Origin of the sequence: Streptomyces sp. NPDC048106, from assembly GCF_040706415.1 — a bacterium.
Taxonomy (GTDB): domain Bacteria; phylum Actinomycetota; class Actinomycetes; order Streptomycetales; family Streptomycetaceae; genus Streptomyces.
The window spans coordinates 1-21,289 of sequence record NZ_JBEZND010000071.1; the positions used below are offsets into that span (position 1 = coordinate 1).

Sequence of the window (21,289 nt, forward strand, 5' to 3'; positions counted from 1 at the left end):
GCCGATGCCGTACAGAAGGTCGGCAACGGCCATCCCGGTACGGCGATGAGCCTGGCCCCCGCCGCCTACACCCTCTTCCAGAAGGTGATGCGGCATGCCCGGCGGCCACCATGCGCTGGAGCAGCGGGGGAGCGGCGTACAGCGGCTCCTTGAACTCGGCGTACATCGATTCGGCCACGGCCTGCGCCGTCTCCAGTCCGATGAGGTCGAGCAGCCGCAGCGGCCCCATCGGGTGGGCGCAACCCAGTTCCATGCCGCGGTCGACGTCCTTGGGACTCGCCGCGCCGGACTCCACCATGCGAATCGCGGCGAGCAGATACGGCACCAGCAGAGCGTTGACGACGAAGCCGGAGCGGTCGGGCGCCTGGATGACCTCCTTGCCGAGACCCTCGACGGCGAACGCGCGGGCGCGGGCCACCGTGCCGGCGCTGGACGTGAGGGCGGGAATCACCTCGACCAGCTTCTGCACCGGTACGGGGTTGAAGAAGTGCAGGCCGATGACGTGCGAGGACCGGCCCGTGGCCACGGCGAGGTCGACGATCGGGATCGAGGAGGTGTTGGTGGCGAGGACGGCGTCGGGGTCGGCGATGACTTTGTCGAGCTGCCGGAAGAGGTCGAGCTTGATCTCCCGGTTCTCGGCGACGGCCTCGATGACGAACTGCCGGTCGGCCAGGGCACCTAGGTCGTGACTGAAGGTCAGCCGGGCGAGCGCCTGGTCGCGGTCGGCCTCGGTGAGCTTGCCCCGCCGCACCCCGCGTTCAAGCGAGGCGATGACACGCTCACGGCCGGCGGCAGCGAACCCCGGGGTCGACTCGGCGACGGTGACGTCGAGACCTCGCAACGCGGCGACCTCCGCGATGCCGGAGCCCATGAGGCCGCAGCCGACGACGCCGAGACGGGTGATGTCAGACATGGAGAACCTTTCTGAAAGCCACTGCTGAGACTGAGCTGCTGCCGAAGCCGCATGGGAAGGATCCGGCGGTCAGCGCTCGTGGACCGCACGGACGGTCACACCCGCGACCGTCCGGGAGGCGTTGCTCCGGTCGTGCAGCCACTCCCGGAGGGCGAACTTCTTGATCTTGCCGCTGGCCGTGCAGGGCAGGGCATCAACGAGGAAGAGGCTCTCGGGGATCTTCTGCGCTGCAACCTGGCAGGACATCAGGTGCTCGGCGATCTCCTCCAGAGTGAGCTCGCGCCCCTCGCCGGTCACAACGAACGCGCAGGCGCGCTCACCCGTACGGGCATCGGGCCCGGCGACGACGGCGACCTCGGCGACGGCGGGATGCTCCCCGAGGAGCTTCTCCACCTGGCGCACGCTGATCTTCTCGCCGGAGCGGTTGACGACGTCCTTGAGGCGGCCTTCGATGCGGAGGGCACCGTCCTCGTCGAACCGCGCCAGGTCGCCGCTGCGGAACCAGCCGTCCGGCGTGAACGCGGCGTCGTTGAGCCGCTCGTCGAGATAGCCGAGGCAGGTGTCCGGCCCGCGCCACCACACCTCGCCGAGGGCGCCCCGCGGAGCCGGCCGGTCCGTGCCGTCCACGACGACGACCTCGGTCGGGGCCAGCGGCAGGCCGTCCGTCCGTGTACGGATCCCGGCCGCGTCCCAGCGGCTCGCCGTCGTCACAGAAGGGCCCTCGGTCGCCCCGTACATCCGGGTCACCACGCCGAGGCGGGCCGCGGCCCGGCGCGCGAGGTCGTCGGGGATGTCCGCGCCGCCGCACACGAGGTAGCGGATTGCCGTCACCGTCACGTCCGCGGCCTCGGCGGCGGCGAGCAGATCCGACAGGAAGGGCGTGGAGAAGATGGAGAAGCTCGCCCCGGCATCGGTGATCCGGCGCAGGGCCGTCTCCGGCTCCCACCGGTCCTGGAGGACCACCGGCGCGCCGAGCAGGAAGGGCAGCACGAGAGCGCAGTTGACCCCGGTGACATGGGTGACCGGGGAGGGGTTGAAGATCACGTCGCGTTCGTTGAGCGTGAACCGGTCGATCAACGAGGAGTTCTCGAAGACCACGGTGTTGTGGCTGTGCAGCACACCCTTGGGGTCCGCGGTCGTCCCGGACGTGTAGAGCAGCAGACAGACCTGGTCGGGGTGGGGCTCGGGCAGTGCGCGCACGGTTGCTTCGGGGTCGGCGCCGGCCGAGTCCAGGAACGTGTCCCAGCCGATCGCGCCCCCTTCTGTGCCGTCGCCACCGATGACCACCAAGTCCCGCAGCTCGGGAAGCTCCCCGCGCAGAGTCTCGTAGAGGCCCGGATAGTCGAAGCCCCGATAGCGGCCAGGCACGAAGGCGATCTTCGTGCGGGCCTGGCCGAGGATGAAGCGCAACTCGTTGCCCCGGTAGATGGGCACGATCGGGTTGGCGACCGCGCCCACTTTCATGACCGCCTGGAACAAGACCATGGCCTCCGCCCGGTTGGGCAGTTGGAACGAGACGACGTCGTCCTGCCCGACCCCGCGGGCGTGCAGGGCGGCGGCCAGCTTCGTCGCCTGCCGGTCGACGTCGGCGAACGTCAGACGGCGCTCGCCGTCGACCACGGCGAGCGCGTCCGGCCACAGCGTGGCGGCCCGGCGCAGATACCGGGCGACCGGCTGGTCCCGCCACGCCCCGTCGGCCCGGTACCGGGCGGCGCGTTCGGCCGTCGGGGGATGCGTCGGCCACATCAGGTGCCTCCTGGGGTTGTCTCGGATCGCAGGCCGCGGGGTCCTTCACGACCGGCGCACGCACGGGGGGTGTCAGACGTTGCGCCGATAGGCGCCGCCGACCTCGAGAACGCCTCGGTGATCTGCTGGAGCGAGCAGACCCGCGCCGCGCCCATCAGCACGGCGAAGACGTTCGCGCCGCTGGTCGCCGCGTGCCGCAGAGCTGCCAGGGCCTGGCTCGCCGCGTCCTCGTGACGGGACCGGAAGTCCTGCACCCGGTCGAGCTGGGAGCGCTTCTCTTCCTGGGGCGCGGGCGAGTTCGACCACGGGCGTGCTCTGCCCGTCGTCGGCGTGCGGGTTGCGAAACGTGTTGACCCCGATGAGCGGCAGCGTCGTCGAAGGTGGCGGCACTGGTGCCGAACGCGGGCGTCTCCTCGGGCCGTGACCCGAACGCCTTCCAGTTGCGGACCAGTTGACGGCCTACGTCGCGCAGGGCGTCCGCCGCCCCGCGCCGCTCGAACTTGTTGATGGCGACGACGTCCGCGAAGTCGAGCATGTCGATCTTCTCAAGCTGGGACGCCGCCCCGAACTCGGGCGTCATCGCGTACAGCGACACATCCGCGAACGGCACGATCGCGGCGTCGCCCTGCCCGATGCCGGGTGCCTCGACGACGATCAGGTCGTATCCGGCCGCCTTGCACGCCGTGACCGACTCGCCGAGACCCTCCGGGAGTTCGCTGCTGTCGCGCGTGGCGAGTGAGCGGAAGAAGATCCGGTCGCCGTCGTGGGAGTTCATCCGGATGCGGTCGCCGAGCAGGGCGCCGCCACCGCGCCGCCGCGTCGGGTCCACGGCCGGCACGGCCACGCGCAGCGTGTCGCCCTGGTCGATACGGATCCTACGAACGAGTTCGTCGGTCAGCGACGACTTGCCCGAGCCGCCCGTGCCCGTGATCCCGAGCACCGGCACCTGCCGTGCAGCGGCGGCCTTCTCCAGCTTCCGCAGGTCCGCGTCCGGGACCGTGTCGGCCGCGGCGGCGGACAACAGCCGGGCCGCTGCCGGGCGTTCGTCGGCCAGTACCCGGTCGGCCCCGGCGGGCGCATCCTCCCACGGCGCGGTGTCGCACGCATTGATCACCGCCTGGATCATGCCGACCAGGCCGAGCCGCTGTCCGTCCTGTGGCGAGAAGATCCGCCCACCGGCCCGAGCCGGCCGTTCGGTCTCCTGCGGCACGATCACACCGCCGCCTTCGCCGAACACGCGCACATGTCCCGCGCCGCGCTCCGGGAGCAGTTCCACCAGGTACTCGAAGTACTCGATGTGGCCGCCCTGACAGGAGCTCACGGCGACCCCCTGGACATCCTCCTCCAGGGCGGCGTCGACCACTTCGCTCACCGAGAGGTTGTGCCCGAGGTGGATCACTTCCGCGCCCTGGGCCTGAAGGATGCGCCGCATGATGTTGATCGAGGCGTCGTGCCCGTCGAAGAGGCTGGAGGCGGTCACAAAGCGGACGGGATGCCGAGCGTGGTACGGCCGCGCCACCGTGTCGCCTGCGGACATGTGCACTCCTGACTGCCCCCGCCCGCGTCGAGGAGGGGGCGGATACTCACAGAGACTTCCACATATTGAACTGAAGTCGGTACAAGCTTCAAGCCAATTATTGAAGTCAGTTCAGTTCGGTGAAAGGCTCGGAGAGGTCGCACCCACGTGATGCCAGGGAGGAACCATGCTCGCCGCCAGGCTGTACGGAGCGAAGGATCTGCGGATCGAGGAGATGCCCGAACCGGAGCCGGGCCCCGGGGAAGTGAAGATCCGCGTCGCGTACGCGGGCATCTGCGGAACCGATGTGCACGAGTACTTCGAACTGCCGCGCACCACGTGTGAACCCAACCCGCTGACCGGCGCCGTGCTGCCGCAGACCCTGGGCCACGAGTTCGCCGGGACCGTGGTCGGCATCGGCGCCGGTGTGGACCGCGTGGCGCCCGGCGACCGGGTCTGCGTACGCCCCATCCGCACCTGCGGGGCGTGCCCGCGCTGCACGTCCGGACTGTCCCATCTGTGTGTGCGGCTGGCGGCGATCGGGGTGACCTCGCCGGGCGGCGGACTCGCCCAGTACGTCGTCGTCCCGGCCGGGACGACGCACCGCCTGCCCGATGCCGTCTCGCTCGAACAGGGTGCCCTGGCCGAACCCATGGCGGTCGCCCTGAACGCGGTGGAGCGGGCCGGGGTGTGTGCTGGGGGAAGTGCGCTGGTCATGGGGGCGGGCGCGGTCGGCATGGGTGCGGTCTTCGCGCTCAGGGCGCAGGGTGTGGAGGACGTGTTCGTGGTCGAGCCCTCGCCGCCCCGGCGCGCCGCCGCCGCCCGACACGGCGCCCGCGTCCTCGATCCGGGCGTCGATGACGTGGTCGCCGAGGTGCTGAAGCGGACCGGCGGCAGGGGCGTGGACGCCGCCGTCGAGTGTGCGGGCCGGCCCGCGGCGCTGGACACCGCCATCCGCTGTGTCGCCGCCCGGGCGCCGGTCGTGATGGTCGCCCTGTACTCGGGTCCTGTCGCCGTCGACGCCTCCGTCGTGCGCCTGGCCGAACTTGCCCTGCTCGGCAGCGAGGCCTACCCCGACGGCGTCTTCGAGCGCGTCCTCGCGCACATGGCCGCCGGGTACTACCCGACCGACGGGTGGCTCGACCTCATCCCGCTCGCCGACACCCTCGCGGGATTGCGCGACGTTCGCGACGGCCGACGGGTCAAGGTCCTCGTCGGCATACCGGCGGAGGAGGAGGCCGGGTCCGAGGCCCCGCATTGAACCGATCTCGAAGTGGGGGTTGACAGTCGACCGCCCGCTCCCCAAACTCGTAATGAATTCAGTTCAGTTTCACGGAGGGAACCAGAGATGGCAGTGGAAGACGAGATCCAGTTCGAGCGTGACGGCCATGTCGCCCGCGTCTGGCTCAACCGGCCCTGGAAGAAGAACTGCGTCACGGTGCCGATCCTGGACCGCCTCGACGAGATCATCACCGAGGTCGACGAGGACCCAGAGTTGCGCGTCCTGGTGTTCCGTGGCCGTGGCGGCACCTTCTGCTCGGGCTTCGACCTCGACAGCCTGAAGGCCGACTTCGTCGGCCGGTCGAACGCCATCGACGTCGCGGTCAAGTCCGCGAAGGTGTGCGACCGTCTCTACTCGATGAAGACCCCCTCGGTCGCCGTCCTGGAGGGCTACGTCACCGCCGGCGGCTTCGAGATCATGATCTCCTGCGACTTCGCGATCGCCGCGGACGACGCCAAGATCGGTGACTTCCATATCCGCCGTGCGCTGTTCGGCGGCGCCGGCCCGATCTACCGCGTCCCGCGCATGATCGGCATCCGCAAGACCAAGGAGCTGATGCTCACGGGCAAGCTGCTGTCGGGCGTCGAGGCCACCGAGTTCGGCCTGATCAACGATCACGCACCGACCGAGGAACTGGACGAGAAGGTCGAGGAGTTCATCTCCCACCTCACGGACAAGAGCCCCTTCACGATGTGGCTCACCAAGATGACGATCGACCGCAGCCTGGACGCCGACACCCAGTCGCTGATGGTCATGGAGCACCTCGCCGTCGGCGTGGCGCTCAACTCCGAGGACGCGAACGAAGGCGTCTCGGCGTTCCTGGAGAAGCGCGAGCCCAAGTGGCAGGGGCGCTGACCCCGATGACCACGGATCCGCGGAGTCCGGCCGCCGGGCTCCCAGGCGCACGCTGCCCCGGCTGCTCGGTCGCCGTCTACCCCGCGGACGACACGTGTCCGCGCTGTGGAGGGCCTGCCGAGCGGGCGGCCCTCGACGGCGCAGGCACGCTGTGGACCTGGACGGTGCAGCGCTACGCCCCCAAGTCCCCGCCCTACGAGCCCCCGCCGGGTGGCTTCCAGCCGTTCGCGGTCGGCTACGTCGAACTGGACGCGGGCGTGCGCGTGGCCGCCGTACTGGACGTCGGCGACCTCGGCGCCATCCGCATCGGCATGCCGCTCACGGTCACCGCCGGTGACGGCGTGCCGCGGGCCCGGCCCACGACGTCGGCCGCCCCGCACACGACGACCGCCGCCAAGGAGGGTTCATGAGCGCCGACGTGCTGATCTGCGGGGCCGGCCGGACCCCGTTCGGCCGCACCGAGCTGAGCGGCCGACAGCTTGCCATCGAGGCGGTCGGCGCCGCGCTGCGCGACGCCGGCATCGAGTGGTCGCGGGTGCGGGCCGCCTTCGGCGGCAGCGACAGCGCCGGGCTCGCCGACACCCTGGTGTCCCAACTCGGTCTGACCGGGCTGCCGTTCGTCAATGTCAAGAACGGCTGCGCCACCGGTGGCAGCGCGCTGATCTCCGCCGTGAACGCGATCCGCTCCGGCATGGCGGACGTCGTCCTCGCCGTCGGCTTCGACAAGCACCCGCGCGGCGCCTTCGACCCGCGCCCCGAGGACTGGGGCCTGGGCGCGGAGTACGGCACCGACGGGCTGATGGTCACCACTCAGTTCTTCGGCATGAAGATCCAGCGCTACATGCACGACCACGGGATCACCCCGGACACGCTCGCGCTGGTCGCCGAGAAGGCCTACCGCAATGGCGCGTTGACCCCCGAGGCATGGCGCCGCCGGCCGGTGTCGGCCGCCGAGATCCTGGACTCCGGGATGGTCAGCGACCCGCTGACCCGCTTCATGTTCTGCTCCCCGGGGGCGGGTGCGGCCGCCCTGGTGCTCTGCTCGCCCGAGGTCGCCCACGCCCTGAACAGCCCGTCGGTCGCCCTGCGCGCGGCGGCGGTCCGCACCCGCCAGTACGGTTCGTTCGAGGTGTTCAGCCCCTGGGTCGCCGGGGGCGAGCCGACCAGCGTCAGCCGCGCCGCGTCGGCCGCCGCCTTCGAAGAGGCGGGGATCGGCCCCGGCGACGTCGACGTCTGTCAGTTGCAGGACACCGAGAGCGGCGCCGAGGTCATGCACCTGGCCGAGTGCGGGCTCTGCGAGGACGGCGAGCAGGAGAAGCTGATCGCCGAGGGCGCCACCGAGATCGGCGGCGCGCTGCCGGTCAACACCGACGGCGGCTGCATTGCCAACGGAGAGCCCATCGGCGCCTCGGGCCTGCGACAGGTCTACGAGGTCGTCCAGCAACTGCGCGGCCGGGCCGGCGACCACCAGGTCCCGGGCGAGCCTCGGGTCGGCTTCACCCATGTGTACGGCGCGCCGGGCGTGAGCGCCTGCACGGTGCTGTCCCGCTGAATGGAGGTGCGTCAACAGATGAACGGCATCCCGGAACCCGACGAGTTCCGCGCCGAGGCCCGCAAATGGCTCGACACGGTCGCCCCGCACCGCGCCGCCGACGGGGAGTGGGGCAGCGGCTCCGACTCCGTGGCCGTGTTCGAGAACTGGACCGAGGAGCAGGAGCGCGAGCACACCGCCCGCGCCCAGGAGTGGGAGCGTCTGCGCCACGACCAGGGCTGGGGTGCGCTCAACTGGCCCGCCGCGTACGGGGGACGTGACCTGCCCGCGTACTACGAACAGCTCTACCGCGCCGAGGAAGCCGCCTTCGACGTGCCGCGCCGCACCGAGATCTTCCCGGTGACCCAGCAGCTCGTCGCCCCCGCGATCCGCATCTGGGGTACCGAGGAACAGAGGCAGCGCTGGCTCTGCCCGATGCTGCGCACCGAGGAGCTGGCCTGCCAGCTCTTCTCGGAGACCGAGGCCGGATCCGACCTCGCCGGGGTACGTACGAGGGCCGTGCGCGACGGTGAGAACTGGGTGCTCCAGGGCCACAAGGTGTGGACCTCCGGTGCCACCGTCGCGACCTGGGGCGTCGCCGTGTGCCGCACCGACCCCGAGGCCCGCAAGCACGCCGGCATCACCGTCTTCCTGGTCCGCATGGACGCGCCCGGCGTGAGCGTGCGACCCATCCGGCAGATGACCGGCGGCGCCAGCTTCAACGAGGTGTACCTCGACGGTGTGGTCGTGCCCGACACCGACCGGCTCGGAGCGGTCGGGGAGGGCTGGCGGGTCACCCTCAGCGTGCTCGCCGCCGAGCGCCTCGACTCCGGCAACCTCGGCCTCGACAACGCCGACCGCGCGGTGGAACTGGCCCGGCACCTGCCTCGCCCGCTTACCGGCGGCGAGCGGCAGCAAGCCGCCGACCTCTACGTACGCGCCCTCGTGCAGCGGCTCATCGGACTGCGGGTCACCGGCGCCCTCGTCGCCGGCCGCGAACCCGGCGCGGAGGCCTCGGTCGGCAAGCTGTACGCCACCGAGACCATGCGCCGCACCAGCGACCTCGTCTCCGAACTTCTCGGCCCGCGCCTCGTCGCCGACACCGGGGAGTGGGGCACGTACGCCTGGACCGAGCACCTGCTCGGCGCACCCGGCTACAGCATCGCGGGCGGTACCGACGAGATCCAGCACAACATCCTCGCCGAGCGCGTGCTCGGCCTGCCCAAGGAGCCCGTTCGATGAGCACGGCGGGTATGTCGACTCAGGAGACGGAACTGGCCGACCGGGTTCGCGACCGGCTCAGCGAGCTTCATCCCGGGGTGCCCGTGGGGGAGTTGAGGACACTGCCGGGCGGGCACTCGGGGTTGACCTACTCGGTCACCGCCGGGGACGCCAAGTACGTCATCAAGGCGGTGCCCACCGGACAGCGGGCAGTAGGCCGCAACGACGTACTGCGCCAGGCGCGCGTGCTGTCCGCGCTCGCCGGCTCCCCGGTACCGGTGCCGGGCGTCGCCGCCCTCGACACCGTCCAACCCGCCTGGTTCGCCATGGACTTCGCCGCAGGCGAGGCGGTGGAGCCGGTGCTCGACGAGCCGGGACCGCCCCCGGCGACCGCTCGGGCCCGCATGCTGGAGATCGCGTCCGTACTGCGGCGGCTGCATGACAGCGACATCAGCACCCCCGGCCTCGATGCCTCCGAACCGCTCGACGCGGCCGGTGAGCTGGACCGGTGGAGCCGCACCATGCACGCCGTTCCGGAGGAACTGCGTCCGGGCGGCGAGGAGTTGCTGGCACGGCTCGCGCAGGCCGTGCCCGGCGACGTGCCGCCGGTCCTGCTGCACGGCGACTTCAGGCTCGGCAACGTGCTCTGCGTCGAAGAACGCGCCGTCGCGGTCGTCGACTGGGAGATCTGGAGTGTCGGCGACCCGCGGATCGACCTCGGCTGGTTCCTGCTCTTCGCCGACCACCGCAACTTCCCCCAGCTCGGCCGCGCCGTCCCCGGCCTGCCCACCGAGGCGGAACTGCTCGGCGCCTACCTCGACGGCCGGTCGGCCCTGCCTGCCATGGACTGGTTCAGGGCGCTGGGCCGCATGAAGATGGCCGCGATCATGGGGCACAACCTGCGTCGGCACCGCGAGGGCAAGCACCACGACCCGGACCAGGAGCGACTGCCCCCCACCATCGTCGCGATGATCCGCACCGCGCGCGACATCCTGGGCTGACCCGCCCCGGCCGCCGACCCACACGCCACGACGCCGTCGCGGACCACACCGTCACGACGCCGCCGACCATACATGTCATGTCACGACGCCGGTGCCCACGCCGCCCGGCACCGGCGAACAGGAGCCATCGTGGATTTCGGATTCTCGCCCCGCGCGAGTGAACTTCAAGACCGTATACGGTCGTTCATGGACCAGCACGTCATCCCGGCCGAGCCGGTCTACGACCAGCAGATCGCCGAGGCGGAGAACCCGCACGAGCTGCCGCCGGTGATGGCCGAATTGAAGGAGAAGGCGCGGGCCGAGGGCCTGTGGAACCTCTTCATGGCGCACGGCGAATGGGGTGCCGGACTGACCAACCTCGAATACGCGCCGCTCATGGAGCTGGCCGGCCGCTCCATCATGGGCCCCGAGGTCTTCAACTGCTCGGCCCCCGACACCGGCAACATGGAACTGCTCGCCCTGTTCGGCACGCCGGAGCAGCAGGAACGGTGGCTCAAGCCGCTGCTGGAGGCGGAGATCCGCTCCTGCTTCGCCATGACCGAACCCGAGGTCGCCAGCTCCGACGCGCGCAACATCCGGACGCTCATCACCCGCGACGGCGACCACTACGTCGTCAACGGCCGCAAGTGGTACACCTCCGGGATCCTCGACCCCGACTGCAAGCTCGTCATCCTCATGGGCAAGACCGACCCGGACGCGCCCACGTACCGGCAGCAGAGCATGCTGCTGATCCCGCGTGACACCCCCGGCGTCACCGTCGTCCGCGACTTGCCGATGTTCGGCTACACCGACCGGTGCGGGCACGGCGAGGTGCTCTTCGAGAACGTCCGAGTGCCGGTGGAGAACATCCTCGGCGGCGAGGGCGAGGGCTTCGCGCTCGCGCAGGGGCGACTGGGCCCGGGACGCATGCACTACGCGATGCGCGCCGTGGGCTTCGCCGAGCGCGCGCTTCAGTTGATGTGTGAGCGGGCCGGCGAGCGAAAGGCCTTCGGCGGGCCGCTCGCCGAGCAGGGCGTGGTGCGCGAGTGGATCGCCCGCAGCCGCATCGAGATCGAGCAACTGCGGCTGCTGGTTCTCAAGTCGGCCTGGCTGATGGACACCGTCGGCAACGCCGCCGCCCGCATGGAGGTCGCCGCGATCAAGGTGGCCGCGCTGGAGGTCGCCCACAAGGTCGTCGACCGGGCCGTCCAGGCCCACGGCGCGGCCGGCGTGAGCGACGACACCGTCCTCGCTCGCCTCTACGCCATCACACGCGCGCTGCGCATCGCCGACGGCCCCGACGAGGTGCACCTGCGCACGGTCGCCCGGCAGGAACTCGCCAAGTACAGGAAGCCCGAGACGAAGACGGGGAAGAAGGCAGGGACGGCGTGAACACCGACACTCTCGACGGCAAGGTCGCCGTCATCACCGGCGGATCCCGCGGTATCGGCCTCGGCATCGCCACCGCCTACCGGGCGGCCGGCGCGCACGTCGTGATCGCCGCCCGCAAGGCCGCGGGCCTCGCCGAGGCGCGCGAGGAGCTGCTGCGCGTCAAGGGCGACGGCGACGTCCACACCGTCGTCGCCAACGCGGGCGAACCCGAGCAGGCCGAGGCCTGCGTCGACGAGACCATGACGCGGTTCGGCAGCGTCGACATCCTCGTCAACAACGCCGCGACCAACCCGTACAACGGCGACCTGCTCGGCCTGGACCTGCCGCGCGCCGAGAAGACCGTGCGCGTCAACCAGTACGGCATGATCGCCTGGACCCGCGCCGCCTGGCGGGCGTGGATGTCCGAGCACGGGGGAGCGGTCGTCAACATCGCCTCCGTCGGCGGGCTCATCGTCGACCCGCACATCGGCTACTACAACGCCACCAAGGCCGCCATGCTCCACATGACGCGGCAGCTCGCCTACGAACTCGGACCGCGCGCCCGAGTCAACGCCATCGCCCCCGGGCTGATCAAGACCGAGCTGGCGCGGGCCGTGTGGGAGGTCCGCGAGCCCATCCTCACCGCCAAGTTGCCGATGCGGCGCCTTGGCACCGTGGAGGACGTGGCGAACGCGGCGCTGTTCCTCGCCTCCGACGCCTCCTCCTGGATGACGGGCCAGACCCTGGTCCTCGACGGCGGCGCGACCGCCCTGCCGATCGGGGTGGACGAGTGAGCACGCCCCGGCCCGCCGCCGAACTCTTCTCGCTGGAAGGCCGGACGGCCATCGTGACCGGCGCCTCCTCCGGCCTCGGCGCACGCTTCGCCACCGTCCTCGCGCAGGCCGGCGCCACCGTGTTCGCCGCCGCCCGCCGCATCGACCGGCTGAAGGAACTCGCGGACAGTGACGCCCGGATCCACCCCGTGGCCTGCGACGCATCCCAGGAGGCGGACCGTACGCGGCTGGCCGAGACGGCGCTGACCGCGACCGGACACCTCGATGTCCTGGTCAACAACGCGGCCTCGCCCGGCGAGACGCGCGCCGAGGACGAGTCGTCGGACGCCTTCGCAGCCGTCCTCCGTGTCAACCTCACCGCGCCGTTCCACCTGGCCCGGCTCACGGCGGAGGCGCCCTCCGCCGCCGGTGCGGGCAAGAGCATCATCAACATCTCCTCCATCCTGGGGCTCGTCTCGGGCGCCCCGCTGGGCGGCGCCGGCTACTCCGCGTCCAAGGCCGGACTCGTCGGCCTGACACGGGAGTTGGCCGGGCAGTGGGGGCGTGCCGGGACGCGCGTCAACGCGCTGGCGCCGGGCTGGTTCCGCACCGAGATGACCGAGGACCTCTTCGGTGACGAGCGCTCCAGCCGCTGGGTCGACCGCAACACGATGCTGCACCGCGGCGGCGACGCCCAGGAACTCGACGGCGCGCTGCTCTTCCTCGCCTCGGACGCCTCCACGTACTGCACCGGGCAGGTCCTGACCGTCGACGGCGGATGGACGGCACGATGAGCGTCGGCATCGGGATCAGCGACGACGGCCTCGCACACGTCACATTGCGGCGCGGCGATGCGGGCAACGCCATCAACCTGGAAATGGCGCAGGGACTGCTGGACGCGGCTCTGGCCTGCGAACGTGCCGACACCCGGGCCGTGCTGCTCACCGGCGAGGGCAAGTCCTTCTGCGTGGGCGGAGACCTGCGGGAGTTCTCCGAGCTCAGTGGCGAGGCGCTGGAGAAGCACCTCATCGCCGTCACGGACGCGCTGCACGAGGCGCTGCGTGTCTTCGCGCGGATCGACGCGCCCATGGTGGCCGCCGTGCAGGGTGCCGTGGCGGGGGCGGGGATCGGCCTCGCCGCCTCGGCCGATGTGACCCTTGCGGCCCACGGAGCCTCGTTCACCGCCGCGTACACCGGGATCGGCTACTCACCGGATGCCGGAGTCACCTGGTTCCTGCCGCGCCTCGCCGGACCCAAGCGGGCCCTGGACCTGCTGCTGACGAACCGTCGGGTACCGGCGGAGGAAGCCTCCCGGATCGGACTCGTCACCCGCACCGTCGCCCCGGAACTGCTGGCCGATGAGGCGGCGCGCACGGCCGAGGCCCTGCGCCGTGGCCCCACCGCCGCCCTCGGGGTGACCCGTCGGCTCGTCGCCACCGGTCTGATCTCCGACCTCGGCCCGCACCTGGACCGTGAGGCCCGTGCGCTCGCCACCGCGGCCACCAGCGCCGAGGGCGGCGAAGGTGTCGCCGCGTTCCTCGGCAAGCGCCCGCCGGAGTTCCCGCGCGCCGTGCCCAAGCGCTGACCGCCTGATTCGAGGGCGTCGTGCGCACGTACTGACACCTTGACCCGGGCGTGCGGCGCGTGGGCACCGGCCGCCTCGACGCCGGAGCGCCGCGGGTGAGCGAGGACCGCTCCGATTTCCGCGTGCCGGGCGCGAGCACGGACCGTAGTTACCGATCTCCGCGCCGGCGCCGACCCGCCCCGCCCGACAAGACCCACCGTCCCCCTGAGACCCCTGGAGTCCCCGTGCCGGAAGCATTCATCGTCGAAGCCGTCCGTACGCCGGTCGGCCGCCGCAAGGGCACGCTCAGCGGCGTGCACCCCGCCGACCTCGGCGCTCACGTGCTGCGCGCCCTGGTGGAGCGCGCCGGCGTCGACCCGGGAGCCGTCGACGACGTGTTTTTCGGCTGCGTCGGCCAGATCGGCGCCCAGACCGGAAACCTCGCCCGCACCTCCTGGCTGTCCGCGGGCCTGCCGCAGCATGTGCCCGGTACCACCATCGACCGGCAGTGCGGCTCCTCGCAGCAGGCCGTGCACTTCGCCGCGCAGGCCGTCGCGTCCGGCACCGCTGACCTCGTGGTGGCCGGCGGCGTCGAGGTGATGAGCCTCGTGCCCATCGCCAGCCCCATGTACGTCGGTGAACAGGCCGGCTTGGGCAGCCCGTATGCGGGGATCGGATGGCGCGAGAACTTCGGCGACCAGGAGGTCTCGCAGTTCCGCGGCGCCGAGCTGATCGCCGAGAAGTGGGGGGTGACCCGCGAGGACATGGAGCGGTTCGCGCTCACCAGCCACCAGCGGGCGCTCGCCGCCCAGGCTGACGGCGTCTTCGACGGCGAGATCGTTCCGTCCTTCGGCCTCACCGCCGACGAGGGCCCCCGCGCGGACACCACGCTGGAGAAGATGGCGGCACTGAAGACCGTCACCGGCGGTGGGCGGCTGACCGCCGCCGTCTCCAGCCAGATCTCCGACGGCGCCGCCGCCCTGTTGATCGCCTCCGCGGACGCGGTGCGCCGGTACGGGCTGACCCCGCTGGCGCGCGTGCACACCCTGGCCGTGGTCGGCTCCGACCCGATCGACATGCTGACCGGCCCGATCCCCGCCACGGAGAAGGTTCTGGACAAGGCCGGGCTCACGCTCGGCGACATCGACCTCGTCGAGATCAACGAGGCGTTCGCGTCCGTCGTCCTCGCCTGGCAGAAGGAACTCGGCGCCGATCCGGAGAAGGTCAACGCCTTCGGCGGTGCGATCGCGCTGGGCCATCCGCTCGGTGCCACGGGCGCGCGCCTGATGACCACGCTCGTCCACCAGCTGCGCAGGACCGGCGGGCATTACGGTCTGCAGACGATGTGCGAGGGCGGCGGCATGGCCAACGCGACCGTACTGGAGACGGTGTGATCGCGGATTGGCAACTGAGTTCAACTTGGGTTTACTCTCGGGGGACGGACACGCTGGGTGACGTCCAGGAGAGAGGGTCATGACCAGGATCGTTGAACCGGAGGCGGGGCCGAGATCCAAGCGCGCCGCCATTCTCGCCGCTGCCGTCGATTGTTTCGGGGAAGCGGGGTTCGAGGCCACGAAGTGGTCCACCGTGGCCGAGCGGGTCGGCATCGGGCAGACCGCCCTGTACCACTACTTCGAGTCGAAGACACATTGTCTGCTCACCATCATGCGGCTCGAACTGCAACGCTCCCACGATCGGTTCGTCGAGGCGACCGAAGGCACGGACGACCCCGTGGAGGCGCTGCGCGCGGCGGTGCGCGCCGCGTACGAGGTCTCCGGCCACGAGGTCCTGCAGATGCGCATCCTGCAGAACCACATGGACCTGCTGTCCGGGGCCCGCAAGTCCAAGCGGGAGGAGGCCGAGCGGGTCGCCGCCCGCCAACTGGTCCAGGTCGTCGAGCGGGACTGGACGAACCTTCTGGTGAAGGGGATGTCCCAGGGCGCCTTCCCGCTGCGGGACGCCCAGCTGCTCGGCGCGAGCGCGCTCGGACTGATCGTCAGCGTGTGGCGGTGGTACCGGCCGTCCGGACCGACGCCGCTGTCCGAGGTCAGCGATCTGATCGAGGGTGCCTGTGTGCGGATGATCGCCACCTGACAGCCCCCGGCCCCTTCTCGCGACGCTGCGGGCACACCTCGCGGTCCCCTGACGGACTTCCGTCAGGGGACCGTTTCCTTTTCGGCCCAGTTCCGGCAGTGGCGGCCGGCCGTGGTGATCGGGAACGTGACGAGCCATTGCCAGGCGTGTTTCCGCCAGATTAAGCTCCCTGCAACTGAACTGAACTCGGTTAAGTCGAGGAGGGTCATGCGCCGACGCGCGACACGCAGGTTCATCGCCGCACCCGCCGCTCTGCTCGCCTTGGTGGCGAGTGCCTGCGGCACCGACAGCGCCTCGGTGACAGCGAACGACAAGGTCATCAAGATCGGTGCCTGGTATCCGCTCACGGGCGCCCTGGCCTCCTTCGGCATCCCGGAGAAGGCGGGCGTCGACGCGTACTTCAAGTCGGTCAACGCGCAAGGCGGGATCAACGGCCGCAAGATCGACTGGATCGTGAAGGACAACGCCTTCGACCCTCAGCAGACCGTACAGATCGCCCGGCGGCTCATCGATCAACAGGGAGTGGTGGCGATCGTCGCGGCCAACGGCACCGCCCAGTCCCAGGCCACCTTCCCCTTCGTACTCGAACAGCGGAAGGTGCCGGTCCTCAACGCGTTGGGCGGTGACGCGTCCTGGTACCAGCCGGCCCGTGTGGGCCTGTTCGGCCTCCAGACGCTCTACGAGGACCAGGCGGCCGCGCTCGGCGACTGGGTGGTGCGCGACGGAGCGAAGAAGGTTCTCGTCGTGCACAGCGACCCGGCGGCGTTCGTGAACGTCGCCAAGCAGATCGCCCCCGCTGCCCACAAGGCCGACCCGTCGGTGCAGGTGAAGCGGCTGACCGTCAAGTTCCAGACGACCGACTACAGCCCGGTGATCAGCAAGGTGAAGGCCGAGAAGCCCGACGCCGTCGTGCTGATCCTGGCGGCCGCCGAAGCGGCGTCATATCTCAAGGAAGCCAAGCTGCAGGGGCTCACCACGCCCATGTACGGATACGCCCCCGTCGCGGCGCAGTCCACGCTGACCCTCGCGGGCACGGCGGCCGAGGGACTGCGGGCCGTACAGCTGGTCAAGTCGCCGAATGACGACGACCCGGCCATCAAGGAGTTCCGCGCGGCCATGGCGAAGTACGAGCAGAAGCAGCCGGCCGACTTCGTGACGCTGTGGGGCTGGGAAGCGGCCAAGGCGTTCGTGGAGGTCGCCCGCACCATCCACGGTCCGGTCACGCCCGAGTCGCTGACCCGGGCCTACGAGCACGCGCGCGCCGTCGACACAGGTGTCGGACCGGTGCTCGACTTCTCCGCCGAGCAGCACCTCGGCACCCGCGATGTGCAGAAGGTCATTGTCAGGAACGGGCGCTGGGAGTCACAGGGCGACTTCTTCACCCCGCCCCCACGCGACTGACCCGCCTCTTTTTTCCGACCATGTGAAAGGACTCTCCATGGGCAGTGTGTTGCGCGACTACATGGCACGTATGGACAGCGACACTCCCGAGAAGGCGCTCGACCTGGTCGTGCCCGACTTCCACTTCCACCTCGCCCTGCCGGGCCGTGAGGCGACCGGACGGTCCAAGGAGGACTTCGCCGCCTACATCGCGGGCCGCAACGCCGTCGAGCGGGAGCACGTCATCCTGCGGCACAGCATCGACGGCGATCTGGAGACCGTGTACGGCTACGTGTCCGAGTCGGGGAAGCCCACCGGGTCCTTCCTGTCGGCCGCCGTCGTCACAGCCGATGGACGGATGGCGCGCTACCAGTCGTACTTCACCACGGCGTATGACCTCATCGACCCGCCGCGGTAGCCGGCACCGCGCCGACCGAACGTCACCCCAGCACAAAGGAAAACAGACATGAGCGACACCTCCGTGACCCCGGCCCCCTTCCTCACCGCCTGGTTCGAGATCCTCGACAGCGACGAGCCGGACCGGATTCTGGACCTGATCAGCGACGACTTCTCGCTGTCCATCCTGTTCTCCACCGGCGACGGCAACGCCACCGACTTCGCCGGCGACCGCGCCGCGCTCGTCGGCTATCTCGAACAGCGCGAGCGGGGCACCCGTACCCACCACCTGCTGTCCGCGACCACCCTCGGCCAGGACGAGCTGTTCCTGGGCGAGGTGCGGCGCGGGGGCGAGCCCGAGGCGAGCTTCGTGGCCGCCGGGCGGGTGGACGCGAACGACCGGCTGCAGCGGCTGCTGATCGGCCGTTCCTCGCAGATCCGCTTCGAGTGAGCGCACCCCCATCCCGCTGATCCCTGAACGGAGGACCGTCATGTACAACCTCGTCCTGCTGGCCGCGAGGCCCCCGGAGTGGACGCACGAGCAGTTCATCGACTGGTGGCGCGGCGACCACGCGGAACTGACCTACCGGCTGCCCGGACTGCGCTCCTGGCGGCACACCGAGATCGATCAGGCCCTGGAGAAGCGCTCCGAGGGCTGGGACGGGATCTCCGTGCTCGGTTTCGACTCCCCGGAGGACCTGAAGAAGGCCCTCGCGAGTCCGGAGTGGGCGGACGCCGTCGCCCAGGTCGGCGACATGAAGGGGCGCCGCCTCGCGGTGATGGGTTTCGAGAAGGAGATGTTCAGCGCCTGAGGACCCACGGATCCGGCCGGGTACGGCCGTGAGCACAGCAGCGTTCATCACCGAGTTCAGCACAGCGTAGCGAGGAAGCGGGATGCGACAGGTAGTGCGGGAGTTCCAACTCAGGGCCGAGCAGGCGGACTTCGTGGCCGTCGTCGACGACGAGGGAAGCCACACGGCGCGCGAGCTGCTTGCCGAGGCAGACCGGCTGGCGAAGGCGATGTTCCCCGACGGGGCGGGCGGGACCGTCATGCTCCAGGCCGACAACTCGTGGCGCACGGTCGCCGGCAGCCTTGCCGTCGGCATGAGCGGAGGCGTCCTCGCGGTGGTCAACCGGCACACGACACCGGCCGAGTTCGCGGCGGCCTTCGAGGACATCCGGCCGGACGCGGTCGTCGCCGAGCCGTCGGCGCTGGCCGAGTGGGCGGTGGCCGATCTGGTGCCCGACCGGGCTGACGAGGCGGTGCTGAACGGCTGGGGCGTGCAGCGCGCCCCCGGACAGTCCGACGTGTCCCGCTGGGCGGGCGGCGTCCTCATCGGGCTGACCTCCGGCTCGACCGGACGGCCCAAAGGCGTCGTGCAGTCCGAGGAGGCCCTGCGGTACGCGAGTGCCAGCACCATCGAGATCAACGGGCTGCGAACCGGCGACGCGGTGGCCGCGATAGTGCCGCTGTCGTCGACGGCCGCGTACTGCTTCGGTGTCTATCTCTCGCTGCTGCTCGGCGGCCCGCTCGTCCTCACGGGCAAGTGGGACCGGGCAGTCGCGATGCGGCGGATGGCCGAGCGCGACGTCCGGTGGACCATGTGCGTGCCGACGATGGCGCTGCAGATGGGCGCCGAGGCAGCCGGCTCCGGAATCCTGTCCGGGGTCCGCGCGATCACCGTCGGTGGCGGACCGATGGACCGCGGGGCGCTGACCCGCGCCGAGAAGTCCCTGGGCACGAAGATCCTCAGGGTCTTCGGGATGTCCGAGTGTCTCGGCCACACCTCGCCGGGCCCCGACGAGCCCGAGGAGATACGGCTCGCCCGGGACGGCCGCCCGTTCCCCGGCACCGATCTGCGGGCGCTCACCCCCGACGGGACCGAAGTGGCGCCCGGCGCCACCGGCCGGGCCGCGGTTCGTGGCCCCTCCCTCTTCCTCGGGTACGCGCGTGACGGCCGCGTCGATCCGCCGACTCTGACGGACGACGGCTACTTCCCCACCGGCGACCTCCTGATGACCCACGAGGACGGCACCGTGACCATCATGGGCCGCGAGAAGGACATCATCATCCGCGGTGGCCGCAACATCGACATCACCGAGATCGAGCGAGCCGTCGCCAGCTACCCCCGGGTGGCCAGAGCGTGTGTCGCGGCCGTGCCCGACGAGGTGCTCGGAGAGCGCGTCGCGCTGCTCGTCGTCACCGAGGACGGCCGAGGCATCGACCTCGCGGAGCTCACCGGCCACCTGGAGAGCCTCGGTCTCTCCAAGACGAAGTGGCCCGAATTCGTCTACGACATCGAGGAGCTGCCCCAGACCAAGGTGGGCAAGCTCGACCGGTCGGCGGCCAGGGCCCTCGCGCACCGACTGCGCAAGGACGCCTGACCCGCCAGGCGTGAGGACAGAACAGGGGCGGGACGCGGCCGCTACGCGTCCGGCCCGAACCGCAGCAGCACACGAGTGAGGGAGACCCATGACAGCACGGTTCGATCAAGGCCCATGGGCCGCATCCGGAGTCCAGACCGTGCAGCCCGGAGTGCACCGCGTCCCCCTGCCACTGCCCAACGACGGACTCCACGCCGTGAACGTCTACCTCCTGGAGAACCTGGCGGACGACAACGGCATCGTCATGATCGACGGCGGCTGGGCGATCCCCGAGGCCCGCAAGGAACTCGAGGCGGCCATGGCCGCCATCGGCCGCGACCTCGGCGACATCAGCCACATCCTCGTCACCCACATCCACCGTGACCACTACACGAACGCCGTCGAACTGCGGCGGCTGCTGGGCTCGCGTGTCTATCTCGGCGCGGGGGAGCGGCCGGGCCTGGAACTGCTCGGCCGGCTGCGCAACTCCGAGCCGGCCGGCTCTCTGGACGTCCTGCGCAAGGCAGGAGCCCGGGAACTTGCCGAACGGATACGGAAGATGGACCACGGCGGCTACGACCCGGCGGTCTGGGAGGCCCCCGACCACTGGCTCGGCGCCGAGACGCTCCGCTTCGGCGACGGCGCACTGCGCGTCATACCGACACCCGGACACACCAAGGGACACGTCGTCTTCCTCGACGAACAACACGGACTGCTGTACGCCGGCGACCACGTCCTGCCGCACATCACCCCGTCCATCGGCTTCGAACTCGCCGAGCCCGGTGGCCGGCCGCTCGCCGACTACCTGGACTCGCTGCGCCTGATCACGCGCTATGGCGACGCCCGCCTGCTGCCCGCGCACGGGCCCGTCACCGACAGCGCGCACACCCGTGTCGCCGAGCTGCTCACGCACCACGACAACCGGCTCGCGCAGAGCCTGGACGCGCTCGGTGAGGGCGGTCTGGACGCGTACGCGGTGGCCCGCAAGCTGGGCTGGACGCGCCGCAACGTGCCGTTCAGCGAGCTGAACGCGTTCAACCAGATGCTCGCGATCAACGAGACGGCGGCCCATCTGGACGTCCTGGTGCTGAGGGATCAGGTCACGGTGGCGTCCGTCGACGGGATCGATCAGTACACACGCGTGCGTTGACGCTTCGTCACACCCGGGCCGGGACACACTGGGCGACACCCGGACACGAGGGGGCCGCGGTGCTGGAGGTGGCGTCCGGGCTGATCGTCTGGGGCGCGACGCCCTTGATCGCGGCCTGCTTCTCCATGAAGGCGGTGGTGCCACCGGTCACGC

19 protein-coding genes and 3 pseudogenes are annotated in these 21,289 nt (G+C 70.7%); 19 read left to right on the forward strand and 3 right to left on the reverse strand.

What is annotated here, in order from left to right; all coding sequences use genetic code 11:
* Positions 1-96, forward strand: a pseudogene (locus AB0927_RS39230) (hypothetical protein); the annotation flags it as partial.
* Here the strand turns inward: AB0927_RS39230 and AB0927_RS39235 are convergent.
* The 3 genes and pseudogenes from AB0927_RS39235 to AB0927_RS39245 form a co-directional block, all read right to left on the reverse strand.
* Positions 95-913, reverse strand: a pseudogene (locus AB0927_RS39235) (3-hydroxybutyryl-CoA dehydrogenase); the annotation flags it as partial. The pseudogenes AB0927_RS39230 and AB0927_RS39235 sit on opposite strands and share 2 nt — an antisense overlap.
* 69 nt (positions 914-982) lie before the next feature.
* The gene (locus tag AB0927_RS39240; RefSeq protein WP_366672644.1) at positions 983-2,659 is read right to left on the reverse strand and encodes an AMP-binding protein; all 1,677 of its coding nucleotides are present in this window, start codon (positions 2,657-2,659) and stop codon (positions 983-985) included.
* Positions 2,660-3,029: 370 nt separating this feature from the next.
* Positions 3,030-4,196 (reverse strand): annotated as a pseudogene (locus tag AB0927_RS39245) (cobalamin-dependent protein); the annotation flags it as partial.
* A 166-nt stretch (positions 4,197-4,362) separates the two neighbouring features.
* Here AB0927_RS39245 and AB0927_RS39250 point away from each other — a divergent pair.
* From AB0927_RS39250 to AB0927_RS39335, 18 genes are all read left to right on the forward strand, one after another.
* Complete coding sequence (locus AB0927_RS39250; protein ID WP_366672645.1) at positions 4,363-5,436, forward strand: alcohol dehydrogenase catalytic domain-containing protein; 1,074 nt, start codon at positions 4,363-4,365, stop codon at positions 5,434-5,436.
* Between the two features lie 87 nt (positions 5,437-5,523).
* On the forward strand, positions 5,524-6,312 hold the full coding sequence (locus AB0927_RS39255) for an enoyl-CoA hydratase/isomerase family protein (RefSeq protein ID WP_366672646.1): 789 nt from the start codon (positions 5,524-5,526) through the stop codon (positions 6,310-6,312).
* Between the two features lie 5 nt (positions 6,313-6,317).
* The gene (locus AB0927_RS39260) at positions 6,318-6,722 is read left to right on the forward strand and encodes an OB-fold domain-containing protein (RefSeq protein ID WP_366672647.1); all 405 of its coding nucleotides are present in this window, start codon (positions 6,318-6,320) and stop codon (positions 6,720-6,722) included.
* Positions 6,719-7,864 (forward strand): thiolase family protein, encoded by a 1,146-nt coding sequence (locus AB0927_RS39265; protein ID WP_366672648.1) that lies wholly within the window; start codon positions 6,719-6,721, stop codon positions 7,862-7,864. The genes AB0927_RS39260 and AB0927_RS39265 overlap by 4 nt, the downstream gene beginning before the upstream one ends.
* An 18-nt stretch (positions 7,865-7,882) precedes the next feature.
* Positions 7,883-9,085 carry an acyl-CoA dehydrogenase family protein gene (locus AB0927_RS39270; RefSeq protein WP_366672649.1) on the forward strand — a complete coding sequence of 401 codons (1,203 nt, stop codon included), beginning with the start codon at positions 7,883-7,885 and terminating at the stop codon, positions 9,083-9,085.
* A complete protein-coding gene (locus AB0927_RS39275) occupies positions 9,082-10,065 on the forward strand; it encodes a phosphotransferase family protein (protein ID WP_366672650.1) in 984 nt (327 codons plus the stop codon). The genes AB0927_RS39270 and AB0927_RS39275 overlap by 4 nt, the downstream gene beginning before the upstream one ends.
* A 129-nt stretch (positions 10,066-10,194) precedes the next feature.
* On the forward strand, positions 10,195-11,436 hold the full coding sequence (locus tag AB0927_RS39280) for an acyl-CoA dehydrogenase family protein (RefSeq protein WP_366672651.1): 1,242 nt from the start codon (positions 10,195-10,197) through the stop codon (positions 11,434-11,436).
* Positions 11,433-12,209, forward strand: a complete 777-nt coding sequence (locus AB0927_RS39285) for an SDR family oxidoreductase (RefSeq protein WP_366672652.1) — start codon at positions 11,433-11,435, stop codon at positions 12,207-12,209. The genes AB0927_RS39280 and AB0927_RS39285 overlap by 4 nt, the downstream gene beginning before the upstream one ends.
* Positions 12,206-12,982 carry an SDR family oxidoreductase gene (locus AB0927_RS39290; RefSeq protein ID WP_366672653.1) on the forward strand — a complete coding sequence of 259 codons (777 nt, stop codon included), beginning with the start codon at positions 12,206-12,208 and terminating at the stop codon, positions 12,980-12,982. The genes AB0927_RS39285 and AB0927_RS39290 overlap by 4 nt, the downstream gene beginning before the upstream one ends.
* Positions 12,979-13,773 carry an enoyl-CoA hydratase-related protein gene (locus AB0927_RS39295; RefSeq protein ID WP_366672654.1) on the forward strand — a complete coding sequence of 265 codons (795 nt, stop codon included), beginning with the start codon at positions 12,979-12,981 and terminating at the stop codon, positions 13,771-13,773. The genes AB0927_RS39290 and AB0927_RS39295 overlap by 4 nt, the downstream gene beginning before the upstream one ends.
* A gap of 224 nt (positions 13,774-13,997) precedes the next feature.
* Complete coding sequence (locus AB0927_RS39300; protein WP_366672655.1) at positions 13,998-15,146, forward strand: acetyl-CoA C-acetyltransferase; 1,149 nt, start codon at positions 13,998-14,000, stop codon at positions 15,144-15,146.
* A 79-nt stretch (positions 15,147-15,225) separates the two neighbouring features.
* Complete coding sequence (locus AB0927_RS39305; protein WP_366672656.1) at positions 15,226-15,846, forward strand: TetR/AcrR family transcriptional regulator; 621 nt, start codon at positions 15,226-15,228, stop codon at positions 15,844-15,846.
* A gap of 207 nt (positions 15,847-16,053) precedes the next feature.
* On the forward strand, positions 16,054-17,247 hold the full coding sequence (locus AB0927_RS39310; RefSeq protein WP_366672657.1) for an ABC transporter substrate-binding protein: 1,194 nt from the start codon (positions 16,054-16,056) through the stop codon (positions 17,245-17,247).
* A 37-nt stretch (positions 17,248-17,284) separates the two neighbouring features.
* Positions 17,285-17,644 carry a nuclear transport factor 2 family protein gene (locus tag AB0927_RS39315; RefSeq protein WP_366672658.1) on the forward strand — a complete coding sequence of 120 codons (360 nt, stop codon included), beginning with the start codon at positions 17,285-17,287 and terminating at the stop codon, positions 17,642-17,644.
* 48 nt (positions 17,645-17,692) lie between these two features.
* Positions 17,693-18,073, forward strand: coding sequence for a nuclear transport factor 2 family protein (locus tag AB0927_RS39320; protein ID WP_366672659.1), 381 nt, complete (start codon positions 17,693-17,695; stop codon positions 18,071-18,073).
* A 40-nt stretch (positions 18,074-18,113) separates the two neighbouring features.
* Positions 18,114-18,434: an EthD domain-containing protein gene (locus AB0927_RS39325; protein WP_366672660.1), complete on the forward strand. Its 321-nt coding sequence runs from the start codon at positions 18,114-18,116 to the stop codon at positions 18,432-18,434.
* A gap of 82 nt (positions 18,435-18,516) precedes the next feature.
* The gene (locus AB0927_RS39330) at positions 18,517-20,007 is read left to right on the forward strand and encodes a class I adenylate-forming enzyme family protein (protein ID WP_366672661.1); all 1,491 of its coding nucleotides are present in this window, start codon (positions 18,517-18,519) and stop codon (positions 20,005-20,007) included.
* A gap of 139 nt (positions 20,008-20,146) precedes the next feature.
* Entirely contained in the window at positions 20,147-21,136 is a 990-nt protein-coding gene (locus AB0927_RS39335) for an MBL fold metallo-hydrolase (RefSeq protein WP_366672662.1), read from the forward strand.
* Positions 21,137-21,289: the final 153 nt, after the last annotated feature.

Bases quoted from the DNA above. Each gene is read 5' to 3' on its own strand.
- AB0927_RS39330 (WP_366672661.1), top strand. From the start codon at position 18,517: ATGCGACAGGTAGTGCGGGAGTTCCAACTCAGGGCCGAGCAGGCGGAC.
- AB0927_RS39305 (WP_366672656.1), top strand. From the start codon at position 15,226: ATGACCAGGATCGTTGAACCGGAGGCGGGGCCGAGATCCAAGCGCGCC.
- AB0927_RS39260 (WP_366672647.1), top strand. From the start codon at position 6,318: ATGACCACGGATCCGCGGAGTCCGGCCGCCGGGCTCCCAGGCGCACGC.
- AB0927_RS39320 (WP_366672659.1), top strand. From the start codon at position 17,693: ATGAGCGACACCTCCGTGACCCCGGCCCCCTTCCTCACCGCCTGGTTC.
- AB0927_RS39250 (WP_366672645.1), top strand. From the start codon at position 4,363: ATGCTCGCCGCCAGGCTGTACGGAGCGAAGGATCTGCGGATCGAGGAG.
- AB0927_RS39315 (WP_366672658.1), top strand. From the start codon at position 17,285: ATGGGCAGTGTGTTGCGCGACTACATGGCACGTATGGACAGCGACACT.
- AB0927_RS39310 (WP_366672657.1), top strand. From the start codon at position 16,054: ATGCGCCGACGCGCGACACGCAGGTTCATCGCCGCACCCGCCGCTCTG.
- AB0927_RS39270 (WP_366672649.1), top strand. From the start codon at position 7,883: ATGAACGGCATCCCGGAACCCGACGAGTTCCGCGCCGAGGCCCGCAAA.
- AB0927_RS39255 (WP_366672646.1), top strand. From the start codon at position 5,524: ATGGCAGTGGAAGACGAGATCCAGTTCGAGCGTGACGGCCATGTCGCC.
- AB0927_RS39240 (WP_366672644.1), bottom strand. From the start codon at position 2,659: ATGTGGCCGACGCATCCCCCGACGGCCGAACGCGCCGCCCGGTACCGG.
- AB0927_RS39265 (WP_366672648.1), top strand. From the start codon at position 6,719: ATGAGCGCCGACGTGCTGATCTGCGGGGCCGGCCGGACCCCGTTCGGC.
- AB0927_RS39275 (WP_366672650.1), top strand. From the start codon at position 9,082: ATGAGCACGGCGGGTATGTCGACTCAGGAGACGGAACTGGCCGACCGG.
- AB0927_RS39295 (WP_366672654.1), top strand. From the start codon at position 12,979: ATGAGCGTCGGCATCGGGATCAGCGACGACGGCCTCGCACACGTCACA.
- AB0927_RS39325 (WP_366672660.1), top strand. From the start codon at position 18,114: ATGTACAACCTCGTCCTGCTGGCCGCGAGGCCCCCGGAGTGGACGCAC.